14 protein-coding genes, 1 tRNA gene and 1 pseudogene are annotated in these 15,300 nt (G+C 66.3%); 11 read left to right on the top strand and 5 right to left on the bottom strand.

Annotated elements, in window-relative coordinates:
- Positions 1 to 297: enoyl-CoA hydratase/isomerase family protein (locus tag ACFQEU_RS04895; protein ID WP_379779836.1), on the bottom strand; the 297-nt coding region annotated here is incomplete at its 3' end.
- 62 nt (positions 298 to 359) lie between these two features.
- On the opposite strand from ACFQEU_RS04895, the gene ACFQEU_RS04890 reads away from it, so the two are divergent.
- The 8 genes and pseudogenes from ACFQEU_RS04890 (at position 360) to ACFQEU_RS04855 (ending at position 8,576) form a co-directional block, all read left to right on the top strand.
- The gene (locus tag ACFQEU_RS04890) at positions 360 to 1,025 is read left to right on the top strand and encodes a DUF7114 family protein (RefSeq protein ID WP_379779834.1); all 666 of its coding nucleotides are present in this window, start codon (positions 360 to 362) and stop codon (positions 1,023 to 1,025) included.
- Positions 1,026 to 1,106: 81 nt separating this feature from the next.
- A tRNA-Thr gene (locus ACFQEU_RS04885) sits at positions 1,107 to 1,178 on the top strand.
- Positions 1,179 to 1,651: 473 nt separating this feature from the next.
- Positions 1,652 to 3,408, top strand: a pseudogene (locus ACFQEU_RS04880) (ABC transporter substrate-binding protein).
- 104 nt (positions 3,409 to 3,512) lie between these two features.
- Entirely contained in the window at positions 3,513 to 4,469 is a 957-nt protein-coding gene (locus ACFQEU_RS04875; RefSeq protein ID WP_379779832.1) for an ABC transporter permease, read from the top strand.
- Positions 4,462 to 5,517: an ABC transporter permease gene (locus ACFQEU_RS04870; RefSeq protein ID WP_379779830.1), complete on the top strand. Its 1,056-nt coding sequence runs from the start codon at positions 4,462 to 4,464 to the stop codon at positions 5,515 to 5,517. The genes ACFQEU_RS04875 and ACFQEU_RS04870 overlap by 8 nt, the downstream gene beginning before the upstream one ends.
- On the top strand, positions 5,517 to 6,593 hold the full coding sequence (locus ACFQEU_RS04865; RefSeq protein ID WP_379779828.1) for an ABC transporter ATP-binding protein: 1,077 nt from the start codon (positions 5,517 to 5,519) through the stop codon (positions 6,591 to 6,593). The genes ACFQEU_RS04870 and ACFQEU_RS04865 overlap by 1 nt, the downstream gene beginning before the upstream one ends.
- Positions 6,586 to 7,959, top strand: coding sequence for an ABC transporter ATP-binding protein (locus tag ACFQEU_RS04860; RefSeq protein WP_379779826.1), 1,374 nt, complete (start codon positions 6,586 to 6,588; stop codon positions 7,957 to 7,959). Before ACFQEU_RS04865 ends, ACFQEU_RS04860 begins: the two co-directional genes overlap by 8 nt.
- Before the next feature lie 77 nt (positions 7,960 to 8,036).
- On the top strand, positions 8,037 to 8,576 hold the full coding sequence (locus ACFQEU_RS04855) for a hypothetical protein (RefSeq protein ID WP_379779824.1): 540 nt from the start codon (positions 8,037 to 8,039) through the stop codon (positions 8,574 to 8,576).
- Positions 8,577 to 8,611: 35 nt separating this feature from the next.
- Here the strand turns inward: ACFQEU_RS04855 and ACFQEU_RS04850 are convergent, their stop codons facing one another.
- The 3 genes from ACFQEU_RS04850 to ACFQEU_RS04840 are packed head-to-tail and all read right to left on the bottom strand — an operon-like array spanning position 8,612 to position 12,208.
- Positions 8,612 to 9,904, bottom strand: coding sequence for an ABC transporter ATP-binding protein (locus tag ACFQEU_RS04850; RefSeq protein WP_379779822.1), 1,293 nt, complete (start codon positions 9,902 to 9,904; stop codon positions 8,612 to 8,614).
- Positions 9,897 to 11,009 (bottom strand): ABC transporter ATP-binding protein, encoded by a 1,113-nt coding sequence (locus ACFQEU_RS04845; protein WP_379779820.1) that lies wholly within the window; start codon positions 11,007 to 11,009, stop codon positions 9,897 to 9,899. The genes ACFQEU_RS04850 and ACFQEU_RS04845 overlap by 8 nt, the downstream gene beginning before the upstream one ends.
- Positions 11,006 to 12,208 carry an ABC transporter permease gene (locus ACFQEU_RS04840; RefSeq protein ID WP_379779818.1) on the bottom strand — a complete coding sequence of 401 codons (1,203 nt, stop codon included), beginning with the start codon at positions 12,206 to 12,208 and terminating at the stop codon, positions 11,006 to 11,008. The genes ACFQEU_RS04845 and ACFQEU_RS04840 overlap by 4 nt, the downstream gene beginning before the upstream one ends.
- Before the next feature lie 250 nt (positions 12,209 to 12,458).
- On the opposite strand from ACFQEU_RS04840, the gene ACFQEU_RS04835 reads away from it, so the two are divergent.
- A complete protein-coding gene (locus ACFQEU_RS04835; RefSeq protein WP_379779816.1) occupies positions 12,459 to 13,415 on the top strand; it encodes an ABC transporter permease in 957 nt (318 codons plus the stop codon).
- Between the two features lie 36 nt (positions 13,416 to 13,451).
- Here ACFQEU_RS04835 and ACFQEU_RS04830 read toward each other — a convergent pair whose 3' ends face one another.
- Entirely contained in the window at positions 13,452 to 14,525 is a 1,074-nt protein-coding gene (locus ACFQEU_RS04830) for a DUF8054 domain-containing protein (RefSeq protein WP_379779815.1), read from the bottom strand.
- 268 nt (positions 14,526 to 14,793) lie between these two features.
- Here ACFQEU_RS04830 and ACFQEU_RS04825 point away from each other — a divergent pair, with 268 nt between their 5' ends.
- Positions 14,794 to 14,919 (top strand): hypothetical protein, encoded by a 126-nt coding sequence (locus ACFQEU_RS04825; protein ID WP_379779814.1) that lies wholly within the window; start codon positions 14,794 to 14,796, stop codon positions 14,917 to 14,919.
- On the top strand, positions 14,916 to 15,300 hold a 385-nt coding region (locus ACFQEU_RS04820; RefSeq protein WP_465261116.1), incomplete at its 3' end, for a DUF7384 family protein. The genes ACFQEU_RS04825 and ACFQEU_RS04820, both read left to right, overlap by 4 nt.

The raw sequence follows: 15,300 nt of genomic DNA, 5'->3' as shown, positions 1-15,300 counted from the left end.
ACCGCGAGCAGCGCCGTCGACGCCACAGACGACGACCGCGTCCGTGCTCGCAAGGGTCGACGCGACCCGCTGTCCCAAACGGGCGAACGCGGCGGGGTCGTCGAGCGTGGAAACGGCGTCGAGGTCGGCCCCGGCACAGAACGCCGATCCGGCACCGTGAAGGTAGATGACCGGCTCCGTCGCCGCCTCGACCGCCGCCGCCAGCTCGGAGAGGTCGTTCGGGCGGAGCGCGTTCCGTTTCTCGGGACGATCCAGCGTGAGGACGCGGACCGAGCCGTCCCCGTGACTCCGAACCATGGACTCCGGTGGGGGCGGTTTCCAAAGGTCTTTGCCCTTCCCTGTCGAACGAAGCGATAGTAATGGACGACGTCGTGCGGGCGCGTGACGCCGCGCTCGAAGCGCTCGCGGACATCGAGCCCGACTACCTCCGGGAGACCCTCGACGACCTGCTCGCGGACGCGGCGGTGACGCCCGGGGTGTTGTCGCTCGTGACGGCGCGCGCGCTCGACCCGGACGTAGACCCCGACGACGTCGTCGACCGGGCCGCCGGCGTCCAGCTCATCTACGAGGGGCTCCGGCTCACGCGCCGCCTGTCCCACGAGGAGCCCTGGGAGTCGGCGGCGACCGCCGAAGCCGACATCGACGCGGATATGGACGTGCTCGCCGCCGAGGTGCTCGTCTCCCGTGGCTTCTCGCTTTTGTCACACACCGGTGCCGCCGGCGCGGCGGTCGAGGTCGTCCGAGCGTTCGGCCGGGACCAGACACAGCGTAACCGGGAGGGTATCGCTCCCGAAGCGGCGGTCGCCCTCGATAGGAGTCTCGAAGTCGATGCTCTCGAGCTCGCCGTCGTCGCCGGGACGACGGCCGTCGGCGGGGACCCTCCCGCGGAGCTGCTCGAGTACGCCCGCGAGCTCGCCGCCGACTACGACGGCGAGTTCCCGCCACCCGGACGCGCACTCCCCGAGACGACCGCCGACCGGATCGCGGATATCTCCGATCGGGCCGTCAGCGCGACCGACCGCTGAACACGACGGCACCGCCCGACGGGTCCGGGACCGAAGCCGGATCGAAACCCCTAAAGTCGGTTCCGGACAACGAACGACTGCGCCTGGGTAGCTTAGCGGTAAAGCGCGTCCTTGGTAAGGACGAGAGCCCGGGTTCAAATCCCGGCCTAGGCTCTCCCTTTCCCGCTAATGATCACGTTGAGTGATCCGGAGAACAGCAGCTCAGTACGACCGTTCTACCGACGCCGTCCGAGTCGATAGAAGAAATCATATGCAGTCCGGATCCGATAGATGCAATTATTACTCTCCACAGAGGGTATATATAAGATAATTTCAGCAGTTTTTCAGAGGTGTTTGGAGAAATCGTCAGTTTCAGGGCGTGACAACCGTACGAGACAGTATTCGTAACATATTATAGTGATCGGTAGAAGTAACATGGTATGCCAAGTCGGCACGAAGGCTCCGGCGATAGCCGGACGATAAATCGACGTAGGGTCCTCACCACCATCGGCGCGGCCGGCGCTGCCGGGCTGGCCGGATGTGGTGATCAAGAGGGTGAAGGCCCCCAAGGTCCAGGTGACGAAGACGGACTGTTCCCGCTCGAAGTCCAGCTCGAAGTCAACGCGGACAACGACGACCGCGTCCAGCTGGTCGAGCTCATCGCCGAATCGATGGAGCAGACCGGCTACTTCGAGACGGAGGTCGAGACGTACGAGTGGAACACGTACGTCGGCCGCGTCCTCGATCCCGATATCCCGACGGCGAGAACATCGTTCCCTGTATCGGGCTGTCGGGGACGTTCAACCCGCACAGCTTCTGTGACGCGCTCCACAACACCGCGAACATCGGCGCGTGTTGTAACCTCACGGGCATCTCCGACTCCGATCTCGACGAGCTCCTCGACACGGCTCGATACGGTGCCGACGTCGCGGAGGATCCGCAGCTGCGCGCGGAGCGCTACGACGAGATCTGGCGAACGCTCGCCGAGGAAGCGTACAGCTCCATCACGCACTTCGACCTCGCGACGGCCGTCGCCAGCACGGACGTTCACGGGTTCAACATGTGGCCCTTCAACGAGGGGCTCTTCAGCTACAACATGTACGCCCCGCAGGACGAGCAGGTCATGTGGCTCGACCGCGACTCCGCGGCGGACTTCGACGCTGACATCTCCGACCTCCAGGAGGGAGGCACGCTCCGCGGTGGCCTCGGCGCGAACGTCGACTCGTTCGACCCGCCACACAGCAGCGACACGACCTCGACGATGGCACAGGGGTTCCTCTTCGAGGCGCTCACCGCGACCGACTCCCAGGGGAACATCTACCCGTGGCTCGCCCGCGACTTCGAGCTGCTCGACGTCCAAGACATCGACCGCTCCGTGTACGACGAGTACATGCGGACCGTCGAGGCGACCGAGGACGGTGTGCCCGCCGGCGACGAATACGCTATCATCACGGGCGAAGCCGAGGACGGCGAAGTCGACATCCTCACCCACGAGGACGCTCGTGAGGCGGCCGAGGACGGCACCTACGGGATGCACTTCCGCTACGAGCTGCACGAGGGCGTCGAGTTCCACAACGGCGACGAACTCACCGCCGAGGACGTCGTGGCAACGTACGAGTACGCCGAGGGCTCCCAGCTCGCGCCGCAGACGTACGACTCGGTGCTGGCCGTGACCGAAGTCGACGAGTACACGGTCGACATGTACGCACAGGTTCCGGACGCCGAGGGCGACCGCGAGCTGCCCGGGCTCCTCATTCTCAACTCCACCCAACTCGACGAGATCGAGAAGGGGAACCTCGATCCGCGCGAAGGGAACATCCCGATCGGGACGGGTCCGTACGAGTTCGACGAGTTCGAGGACGAGCAGTTCTACGAGGTCGAGAAGTTCGACGACTACTGGGTCGAACAGAAGGGCGTCGAGGAGGCGTTCTCCTGGTTCGACGGCTCGGCCGACTTCCCGGATGGCCCCGTCGTCGACCGCTTCGAGCTGGAGATCGTTCCCGACGACGCGACGCGCTCGGGCGCACTCCAGAACGACGAGATCGACATCACGTACGGCCTCGCCAGCGGGACGCTCGACGACTTCGACGCCGACGACGGGTACCTCGTCCACGGCGTCGAAACCGGCGGGTACGAGTACATCCAGTACCCGGTTGACGTCGAACCGTTCGACGACCGCCGCGTCCGGCAAGCGATCAACCACCTCGTTCCGCGCCAGCAGATCGTCGACAACGTGTTGAACGGCTGGGGCCGCCCCGCCTGGACGGACCTTCCCGAGCTGGCACACGGCTCCGGGACCGTCGATCACGACGCGCTCGAAGACGAGATCCGGCCGACGAACGAGTACGACCCCGAACGGGCGGAGGAGCTGCTCCAGGAAGTCGCGGACGACCACGCGGAGTAAGCCAGCCGCCGAACCGCGGTCGGCGGAACGCTCTCTTCCCGACCGAACAGACAGCCAACCCACCCACCATTTACCAATGACCCCACCACGGTGACCCAGCGACGATGAGCCTCCAACGTTTCATACTGAAACGCGTACTATCGGTGATCCCGATCCTGTTCGGCGTGTCCGTGATCACGTTCGGGCTGTTCCATCTGACCCCCGGCGATCCGATTTCGCAGCTGGTCGCGTTGAACCCGGACGTCTCCGCGGCAGAAGAAGCACAGCTCCGGGAGCGGTGGGGGCTTTCGGGCCCCGTCTACGAGCAGTACTTCACGTGGATCACGAACGTGATGGTCGGTGACTTCGGACAGGAACTCCGCACGGGACGTGACGTCTCGGGTATCGTCTGGCGGCGTCTCCCTGAGACGATCGCGCTCGGTATCTTCGGCTGGGTGTTCGCGCTCGTCGTTGCGATCCCGACAGGGATCTACGCGGCGGTCAACAAGGACCGCCTCGGTGACACGGTAAGCCGCTTCATCGCACTGTCCGGCATCTCGATCCCGAACTTCTGGCTCGGGCTGATGTTGATCCTGATATTCTCGCTATACGTCGGCCTGTTCCCGGTGTTACCACCGTCGCGGCTCCCGCTGTATCACCCCGAGATGCTCTGGTATCTCATCTTACCGGGGGTCACGATCGGGACGGCGTCGGCCGCGAGTATCATGCGGGTGATGCGGACGTCAATGGCGGAGGAGCTGAACAAGGAGTACGTCACTGCCGCCCGCGCGAAGGGGCTTCCCGAGCGAACGGTCGTGTTCAAACACGTGCTCCGGAACTCGCTCATCTCCGTCGTGACGCTCGCCGCGACCCTGACTGCAGGGATCGTGGCGGGCTCCGTCGTCGTCGAGACCGTGTTCAACTGGCCGGGGCTGGGCTTCGAGTTCATCCAAGCGATCAACCAACGTGAGATCAACGTCGTGATGGCGATCACGCTGTTCACCGGCTTCTTCGTCATCGTCGCGAACCTCATCGCGGACATCCTGTACGCCGCACTCGACCCGAGGATCAGATATGACTGACACCGACAACCCTACCGACGAACGAGGTCGGATCCGGATCTCCGGGTTCGACGCGGATCGCGTCCGAAACCGGGAACCCCTCTCCGATTGGACAGGTGAGACGAGCGGTGAGACGATGAGCCGATGGCGACGCGGCCTCCAGCGGTTCGTCCGTAACCGCTCGGCGATGGGCGCGCTCGTTGTCGTGGTCCTGATGTCGCTGATCGCGATCTTCGCACGGCCGATCGAGATCGGCGGCTACGTCGTCCAGCCGTTCTCACTGGCGCCGTACGACCCGACTACGATCATCTACTTCACGGTCGACCCGAACGTCGGAATCTACGACCCGCCGTCTTGGCAGTATCCGATGGGTATCGATGGCTCCGGGCGTGACCTGTTCTCCCGGATCCTCGTCGGCGGCCGATACAGCATCTCGATCGGCTTCATCGTCGTCGGACTGACGGCGTCGTTCGGGCTGATCTACGGCGCCATCTCCGGCTACTACGGCGGGAACGTCGACGAAGTGATGATGCGGATCGTCGACACCATCTTCGCGTTCCCCGGCCTGATCCTGGCGCTCATCATCGTCGCCATCCTCGGCGGCGGCTACTGGCAGCTCGTGCTGGCGTTCAGCCTCTTCGGCTGGGCCGGCTACGGTCGGCTCGTCCGCGGTGAAGTGCTGAAAATCAAGGAGAACGAGTACGTGATGGCGGCCAAAGCGCTCGGCGCGCGCGACCGATCGGTCGTGTTCAGACACATCGCGCCGAACGCGATGCCGCCACTCATCGTGTTGGCGTCGCTCAACATCGGCAGCGTCGTGATCGGCGTCGCCGCACTCGGCTTCCTAGGGCTCGGGATGGACCCGAGCACCGCCGAGTGGGGGACGATGCTCGACGAGACACGCGAGACGCTGATCCAGGGGCCGGGCGGACAGATCCCCTGGTGGGCGACGGTGTACCCCGGTGCGGCGATCTTCACGTTCGTGATGGCGATGAACATGATCGGTGACGGTATCAACGACGCGTTGGACGCACAGGAGACGGGTGTCGGCCGCGGGGGTGACGACTGATGGCTCTCCTCGAAGTGGAGGACCTGACAGTCCGGTTCTACACGCAGGAGGGCGTGGTCACCGCCGTCGACGGGCTCTCGTATCGGATCGACAGCGGCGAGAAGTTCGGCGTAGTCGGGGAAAGCGGGGCCGGAAAGAGCGTGACCGCGCTGTCCGTGCTCCGACTCATCGAGAGTCCCGGCCGGATCGAGAGCGGCGAGATCCGATTCAAGGGCGAGAACCTCCTCGAGATGTCCGAAGAGGAGGTCCGGTCGATCCGGGGCAACGAGATCGCGATGATCTTCCAAGACGCCCAGACCGCGTTGAATCCGGTGTACACCGTCGGTGAACAGATCGCCGAGGCGATCGAACACCACATGGATTACGGCTCGGCGGAGGCACGGGACCGGACGATACAGCTGCTCGACCGGGTAGGGATCCCGGAGGCCGAAGAACGGTTCTCCGACTACCCCCACGAGTTCTCCGGCGGGATGCAACAGCGGGCGATCATCGCGATGGCCCTGTCGTGTGATCCCGATCTCATCGTCGCCGACGAGCCGACGACGGCGCTCGACGTCACCATCGAGGCACAGATCCTCGACGAGCTCAGCGAGCTCGCGGACGACTTCGATGTCGCGATCCAGCTCATCACCCACGACCTCGGCGTGATCGCGCAGGTGTGTGACCGCGTGATGGTCATGTACGCCGGGAAGCCGGTCGAGAAGGCGCCGGTCGAGGACCTGTACTACGACCCGAAACACCCGTACACGGTCGGGCTGATGAGCTCGATCCCACGGGTGGGAGACCCGCGCGACCGCCTCCAAACGATCCCGGGGACGATGCCGGACCTCGTCGAGCTGCCCTCGGGATGTAGCTTCCATCCCCGGTGTCCGTTCGCCGAGGAGAAGTGTACCCGGACGGAGCCGCCGCTTGTCGACCTCGAAACCGACCGCGAGGCCGGGATCGAGACGGAACGTGCGGCCGCCTGTGTCGAGTACACCGAGGGACTCTCCAGAGGTCTCGATTACACGGTCGAGGTAGACGGGCCGGTGGACGAGACGGTTCGGCAGTACGTGGAGGGTGGTTCCCGTGAGTGATCGCGGGGAGCCGATCCTCGAAGTCGACGGGCTCGAGAAGTACTACGACTCGACCGGTGGGTTCATCGACAAACTCTTCGGCCGATCACAGTGGGTAAAGGCGGTCGACGGCGTCGACCTCGAGCTGCACGAGGGCGAGACGCTGGGCGTGGTCGGCGAGTCCGGCTGCGGGAAGACGTCGCTCGGTCGGAGCATGCTCCGACTCATCGAGCCGACCGGCGGCTCGGTGTACTTCAAAGGCGAGGACCTGACCGAGTTCTCGAGCTCGGAGCTGCGCGACGTCAGAAAGGACATCCAGTACATCTTCCAGGACCCGTTCTCGAGTCTGAACCCGCGACTCACCGTGGGCGACATCATCGGCGAGCCGCTCGACATCCACGGGATCGCCACCGGCGAGGAGCGAAAGGAACGAATCTACGAGCTGTTGGAGACGGTGGGGTTGAACGCGAGCCACGCGAACCGGTACCCACACGAGTTCTCCGGCGGCCAGCGGCAGCGGATCGGTATCGCCCGGGCGCTCGCGGTCGACCCAGAAGTGATCGTCTGTGACGAGCCGGTGTCGGCGCTGGACGTGAGCGTCCAGGCACAGATCCTCAACCTGTTGGAGGACCTCCAAGAGGAGTTCGGGCTGTCGTATATCTTCATCGCCCACGACCTCAGCGTCGTCGAGCACATCTCCGACCGGATCGCGGTCATGTACCTCGGCGAGATCGCCGAGATCGGACCGACGCGGGACGTGTTCGAACCGCCGTATCACCCGTACTCGGAGGCGTTGCTTTCGGCAATACCCGAGCCCGACCCGTTGTGGGAGGGAGACCAGATATTCCTCACCGGGACGGTGCCGTCACCGCTCAATCCGCCGTCCGGCTGCCGGTTCCACACGCGGTGTCCGAAAGTGATCCGCGACGCCGACTACGACCTCACACAAGAGGTGTGGCGCTCGGTCATGGATTTCAAGCTGCGGACACAACAGGCGGACACGGTGGAGTCCGTGACCGCGGAGCTGGAAGGGGAGACAGACGGGAGCCGGACGGAGGCGACCGAGGCCGCACGGAGCGTGTTCGACGAGATGGTCCGTACGGAGTTCGACCTCCCGGAGACGCTGGGGGACCCCGAGGCCGAAACGGTGATCACGGAGGCGATCGACGCGCTCCACAACGATCGGATCGAGGCGGCCGCCGAACGGCTCGACGAGGCGTTCACGTCGCCGTGTTCGGAGCATCACCCCGAGTTCTACGCGACCGGACCGGAACACGACATCGCGTGTATCCGGTACGACGACCGGTTCGACGAGACGACGGACACGTTCCGCGGCGCGGCACCGACCACGGGAGCCAGCGCGGACCGCGGGAACGCGGACGACTAACGACCGCTGGTACCGGCCGAACCCGCTCGGACGACCGTGTCCGTCGTTTTATTTTTCTCGACCACGTACGACGGCCGATGCGACGGATATACGACTCGGGCGCGATCCACCGTGACGACGACGATCCGGGCGCGCCGAACGAGATCAAACGGGAGACGAAGCTCCAGGCGCTGCGCTCGGTCCCCTCCTCGACGCTCAGTGATCTCCTCGTCCCGCACGGCGTCAGACACCGGTTCGTGTCCGTCGACGTGACGACGCCCGAGTCGGAGTACGGGGTCGGCGAATCGATCCCGTTCACGGTCACGATACGCAACCACGTCCCGTTTCCGGTGTCGCTCACCACGGCGTCCCCGGTGCTCTGGACGTGGAACGTCGACGGCGACGTGGAGGCATCCGCCGTGCCGCTGCGCGACCCGCCGGACGAGACCGGTCGGTTCGAGTTCGACCGCGGGGAACACAAGCGGTTCCACAAGCGGTGGGACCAGATGTTCCGTGTGACCGATACCGACTGGGAGCCGGCGGAGCCCGGGGAGTACACCATCGGTGCGTCGGTGAACACGACCGACTCGGCGGCAAAGGGATTGGCCGACGAGACGACCGTGCGTATCATTCGATAACACAGCCGATCGACGCCGACCGGGTCGAACCCCCGTCAGTCGTCGCCGAGGCGAGAGCCATCGTCAGCGATCTGGTCGGCATCGACGGACGGGTCGAAGCGGAGACACTGAACGCTTCGACCGTCGCCACGCGAGACCGCCTCGGGCGTCGTCGACTCACACGGCGTCGGCACGCCGGCCTCCAGGATAGTACCCGCTTGTTCGACGTTCCCGTCGGCGATCGCGGCGGCAGCTCGGTCGATCGTCTCGTCGAGCGTGTCGTCCGAAACGGCGTCGGGAAGGTCGAAGGTCTCCCGGACGGTGTCAGCCGATATCGATCCATCGGCATCCCGGCCGGGTGCGACCGCAGGCGGGAGCTCGCCGGTCTGGACCGTGAACCGAAACGCCGCGACAGACCGCCACGTCTCCCGCGGAAGGTCGATGGAGTCCGGCGATATCACGGCCGGACACCGCGGGTGGAACCGGCAGCCTGATGGCGGGTCGCTCGGCTCCGGGACCGTCTCCGTGAGCGGTCTGCCGAGCCGCCGATCCGTCGGATCGAGCGACGGGACGGACGACCGGAGCACCTGGGTGTACGGATGATCGGGGTCACGGAACACCGCGTCGGTCGGACCGCGTTCGACGATCTCCCCGAGGTACATCACCGCGACCCGGTCGCAGAACCGACGGACGACGTCGAGGTCGTGGCTGATGAACAACACCGCGACATCGAACTCGCGGCGGATGTCGGCGAGGAGGTCGAGCACGTCGGCCCGGACGCGAGCGTCGAGCGCGCTGGTCGGCTCGTCCGCCACGATGAGATCGGGGTTCACGATCAGTGCCCGGGCGATCGAGATCCGCTGTTTCTCTCCGCCGGAGAACTCGTGAGGATAGCGGCCGTGGTCCGCCGCCGAGAGCCCCACCCGTTCGAGCAGGTCCTCGGCGATCGCGCGTCGACGCTCCGCGTCGTCGAACCCGTGAACCGTGAGCGGCTCGGCGACCGCTTCCCCGACCGGCATCCGCGGGTTCAACGCGTCGTTCGGGTCCTGAACGACGAGCTGAACCCGTCTTCGGAACGCGCGTAGCGACTCGCCGGAGCGCTCCTCGATCGGCGTCCCGTCGAAGCGTATCTCCCCACCCGTCGGGGTCTCGATACCCAGTATCGAGTGGGCGGCCGTCGTCTTACCGCTACCGGACTCGCCGACCAACCCGAGCGTTTCGCCGCGGGCGAGATCGAAGGATATCCCGTCAACCGCACGGACCCGGCCGACCTCGCGGCGGAGCCACCCCTTCGTGATCGGGTAGTGGGTCTCCAGGTCGCGGACGGCCAACAACGGGTCGTCACTCATCCGTGTCCACCCCCGGGCGGGAGTCGTCAGAGCGTGTCGGATCCGGTGACAGCGAGGCGTCCGACGGCGACTCCGATCCCGTTGGCGACGACGCGGCCGCAGCAGCACGGATCGACGACGAGTCGCCGTCGGGCGCGTAGTGGACACACGATGCGGCGTGTGCCGGGTCGTCCTCGACGGGGTGAAACGCCGGCTGATCGCCGCCGGTACAGGCGTCGACCGCGTGCGGGCACTCGCCGCGGAACCGACAGCCGTCCGTCGGAACGTCACCCCGCGCCGGTCGGGGGTCGGTCGACTCCTGACGCTCCCCGTAGCTGCCAAACAGCGCCTGCGTGTACGGGTGTGCCGGCATCGAGAACACGTCACCGACCGGGCCGCGTTCGAGGATCGTTCCGCCGTACATGACGAGCACGCGGTCCGCGAGCGACGCGGTGACGCGGAGGTCGTGCGTGACGAGAAGGAGCGCGGTCTCGTCGTCGGTCAGCTCCCGGAACAGGTCGATGAGCCGCGCCTGAACGGTGACATCGACCGCCGTCGTCGGCTCGTCCGCGATGACGAGGTCGGGGTCGGCCGCGAGCGCGATGGCGATCGCGACCCGCTGTTGCATCCCGCCGGAGAACTCGTGTGGATAGTCGTCGGCTCGCTCGCTCGCGCGCGGGATACCGACACGCCGGAGGAGGTCGACCGCTCGATCACGGGGCGTCTCGCCGTTCTGGGTGCCGTGTATCGCCACGGGTTCGGCGACCTGTTCGCCGACGGTGTACACGGGGTCAAGCGCCCGCTGGGGGTTCTGGAAGACGTGAGCGATCCGGGTTCCCCTGACGGCGCGAAGCTCCCGGTCCGAGCGGCCGAGGAGCGACTCACCGTCGAACGTCGCCGAGCCGCCGACGACGTTGACCGGCGGGGAGGGGACGAGACCGGTGATCGACTCACAGGTGACGCTCTTCCCGCTGCCCGACTCGCCGACGAGACACACCGTCTCCCCTGCGGCGACGTCGAAGCTGACTCCGTCGACGGCGTGGAGGCGACCGTCACCCGTGTCGATGTGGGTCCGGAGGTCGCGGACCGACAACAGCGCGTCGTCATGGGCGTTCCCGGCGGTCATCGTTCACCCCGCGGGTCGAGGGCATCGCGGACGCAGTCACCGAGCGTTTTGAACGCGATCAGGGTCGCCGTCAGGGCGGCGGCCGGAAGCGCCGACACCCACCAGATCTGATACGCAGGCACGTCCGCCCGGTTCTGGAGCTGTCCCGCGACCTCGGCGTTGATCGACTCGCTGATCGTCGACCCCCACGAGTACGTTTCCAGCTGGTGGAAGCCGAGGAACGCGACCCCCGCCTCGATGAGGACGAACAGGGCCAACAGCTGGAACGCCGCGGGAACGAGCGTGTTCGTGCTGTTCGGGAGGACGTGTTTGCGGGCGATGTACGACTCGGACGCGCCGAGGCTCCGCGCGACGAGGACGTATCCGTCCTCCCGCCTGCGGATCACCTCGCTGCGGACCAGCCGGGCGATCCCGCCCCAGCTCAACACGCCGAACGTGGCGAGCAACAACAACAGTGAGGGCCCCCAGTACGCATATCCGATGAAGTAGACGAGGATAGCCGGGAGACACAGCTGGACGTCGACGTACGAGCTCAGGATATCGTCGACGAGCCCGCCGCGGATCCCGGCGACGACGCCGACGGCTGCGGCGATCGGGACGATGAACGCCAGCGAGATGACGCTGACGTACACGGCGACGCGCGCGCCCTCGATCAGGAGGAATCCCAAGGGGTGGCCTCGCTCGTTCGTCCCGAGGGGATACTCCCAGGAGCCGTGACAGAGCCGTTCGAAGGGCTCGCCCGTTTCGGCGCCGAGACACTCGCTGGGCGGCACGGAGCTCGCGAAGCCGACCGGGGCGTGGAACGCGTGTTGAAATCGGAGCGGGGCGTAGCCGGTCAAAAGCGGTCCGACGAGGCCGACAACGGCGAGCACGAGCACGAATACCGCGGCGACCGTCGCCGCCGGATACCGCGTGAGCGCCGCGACCGAGAGGCGGTCCCGCGCGACCCGAAGCAGCGGAACCACCCCATAGGAGATGACGACGACCGCGGCGAGGAGGAACACCCAGTCGATGCGTTCGAGCCGCCAGACGGCGAGGAGGGTGGGTACACTCGCGACGGCTTCCGACGCTCGGAGAGTCACGACGGCGACGAGACCGGCGAGCAGTGCCGCGCGTTCTGCGGTCAGGTATCGTCGAGTATTTTCGTGTCTGTCCCAGTCGATATCTTCGAATCGCGGGGACTCGTCGGCCGATGACATTGGAGGGGGACTGATAGTCGTTCCTCCTTTACCGTGTTAAAGATACTCATCCACACTACCACAGCGTTCATACAATCGCCCATCCCGCGAAATGAATAGAGATACTGAGCGCGATCGGTGGACAGTCGTGGACCGATGAACCGGATCGCTGGATCAGTTTTATACGGTCGGGAGACGACCGTCCCGATCACATGACATCACGGTCCAGCCGAACGCCCTCCACTCGCGGCCGTCCCGCGGTCGACCACGGATGAGCCTCCTGCGTCTCCTCGCGAAGCGCGGCCTCCTCGGGCTCGCCACCGCATGGGTCGTTCTCACGTCCGTATTCGCGCTGTTCACGCTCACCGAGGACTGGGTGCTTCAAGGCCAGATCGGCGCGGCCCGGTTCGCCGGCGAAAACGATCCGGAGGCGTTGGACGCGATCAGGAACGAGTACTTCGCCGCACGCGGGCTCGACGGCCCGCTCCACGAGGTGTACCTCGGCTGGATGGCGAACATGGCCACCTTCGACTGGGGCGTCTCACAGGCGAGCGGGGAGCCCGTCTTCCCGCTCGTGACCGACGCTGCGCTCCGAACAGCCGGGTACGTGGTGCCAGCCGTGTTGCTGGCCATCCTCGCCGGCGTCGCGATCGGACTGTACGCGGCACTTCGCCCGGAGAGTCGGGTCGCGAACGGGAGCGTGACGGGAGCGTACCTGCTGTTCGCGCTGCCGAACTTCTGGATCGGCGGGATGGTCCTCTCGCTGTCCGTCGGGGGGGTCATCGACCGCCCGGCCTTCCTGTACGACCACGCGCTGCCGGTCCTATTAGCGTTCACGACGCTTTTGGGCGGGTACGTGAGCTACGCGCGGGCACACTCGCGGGAGTATGCGGTGGCCGACTTCGTCACCCTCGTCCGTGCGAAGGGCGGATCCAGCCTCCGGATGGCCACTCACGTCGTCCGAAACGCCGCGATCCCGTTCGTCTCGATGCTGTTCACGGAGGCGCTCGGGCTCCTCGTCCTCGCGGCGTTCGTCATCGAGGTGTTGTTCGGCATCGACGGCTTCGGACTGCTGTTGCTCGAGGCGGTCAACGAGCGCGACCTTCCGGTGTTGCTCGGCGGAACGGTCGTCGTGATCGGCGTCGGTGTCCTCGGCAACCTCGTCCAAGACGTCGCGTACGGCTCGCTCGACCCGCGGGTCGAGATCGGGTCACGAAACGGGGAGTGAGAAGGAGGAGCCGGACGCGGGGACGGGTCGCTCGCCTCAGGGCGTAATACCCGTGTCGGGGCCGGCAGTCTCGACCTCCTCCGGATTCAGTTCGAGGACGTGCTCGCCGCAGTCGTCACACCGGATGGCGACGACCTCGTGTGCGAGACAGCAGGACTCGACCGTGTCCGCGGTCGCCGCGAGCGACCCGTCACACACCGGACACGCCGTGTGAAACGATCGCAGCGACTGGAGGATCGAGAGCCGTTGCTCGACGGGGACATCCTTCCATCGGTCCGTGCGCTCCGAGAGCGCGAGGTGGGAGGCGACGTCCGCGAGGTACGCGCCGTCTCCGGGCCACTTCCGGACGCGACGGCGGACCGTGACCGCCGGATACGACCGGTCCTTGAACTCGATCGCGGCGGGGTCGACGTCGAACAGCTCGGCGAGTATCTCGGGCGTGACCGACTCGCGGTCGAGCCGCTCGACGTGTTCCGCCACTCGGTCGGCGAACGCCTCGTCGAACGCGAGCTCCTCGATCCCGTCGGTCCGGACGACCGCCCCGCTGTCGAGGAGGAACTCGAGCGGGTCGACCGCGTTCTCGCGACGGTTTTGGATGCGTTCGACCGTCTCGAACTCGGGTTCGTCGTCGGTTTCATCGTTGCCGTCGGCGGTTTCGTCGGCAGCCGTCTCATCGTCACCAGCGATGACCTCATCGTTGCCGTCGGCGGTTTCGTCGGTAGCGGTCTCATCGGCGTCGATAGTCCCATCGCCGGCGTCAGCGTCACGTCCGCTTCCCGTATCGCCCGTCTCGACCACGGCCGGATCGTCGGCTACCTCCCAGCCGTCGCGGGGGCCGGCAGGCGCCTTGCCGAACCGTTCGAGGACCGGGTCCGGGAGGTAGCGTTTCGTGAGCCGTGGCGTGCCGGGGATCAGGTAGCCACGGAAGTAGATCGAGCCCATCGACCCGAAGAACACGGCCGCGACGGCCACGGGGCCGAGCGGGGCGACGAGAGCCGTCGCGAGGAACGCGATAGCGACGTTGAGGGCAGTACACGGGAGACACCGGTTCTCGCCGGTGTACTCGGGTTGTCGGATCCGATCGAGGAACGGCTCGTCTCGCGATCTCATACCTCACACTACGGTCGAAGTGATAAAAACGGGCGGTTCCGCGGATCCGCTCGGGGACGCCATGGCTCACACGGGCGGGTCGATCGACACGCGAAAACCGGGGGAACGGCGCGCCGAACCGGAGCCGGTCCGGGCCGCGCGCCTACCGGGATCGACCGACCGGAGCGACTTATATTCGCGTCAGACGCCCGTATTTCGGTAGATAGTCAGTTGACAGGTCGCCCCACCTGGCCGACACACCGATATAGGCGGCGACGATCGGTCCGGTATGACCTTCGAGGAGCTGTTCGAGCGGGCGGCCGGGTACGACGTCGACGAGAGTGCCGTCGTCACCGCGCTCGCGGAGCGGCGTGATCGGGAAGCGGATGACACGGACGGAGGCGAGGACCCATGAGTAGAGACGTCGAGCCGAGCCCCGCGCGGGTCGTCGCCGACGCCGACGTACTGGCGGCCGACCTGCTCGTCGGCGGAGCGGCCCGCGACGCACTCGATGTGTTGCGGGAGCACTCGTGGACGACGCTCGTCGCCAGCGATCCGCTACTCGATGACGTCGAGGCGGTTGTCGCGTCGGTTGCGGATCCGTCCCTCGCGGCCGACTGGCGGGCGAAGTTGGCGACGTGGTGTGAGCCGGTGACTCACCCCGCCGGCGACCATCCGGCGCTGGCGTCGGCGTACCACGGCGGCGCGATGCAGGTGATAAGCATGGATCCCGCCTTGACCGGCCCGGGGGCCGCCGCCGGACTACGCGACCGGATGCCGGTGAGCGTTCGCGAAC

Origin of the sequence: Halorubrum tibetense, from assembly GCF_042661865.1 — an archaeon.
GTDB lineage: Archaea > Halobacteriota > Halobacteria > Halobacteriales > Haloferacaceae > Halorubrum > Halorubrum tibetense.
This window is presented reverse-complemented; position numbering and strand designations above follow the sequence as displayed.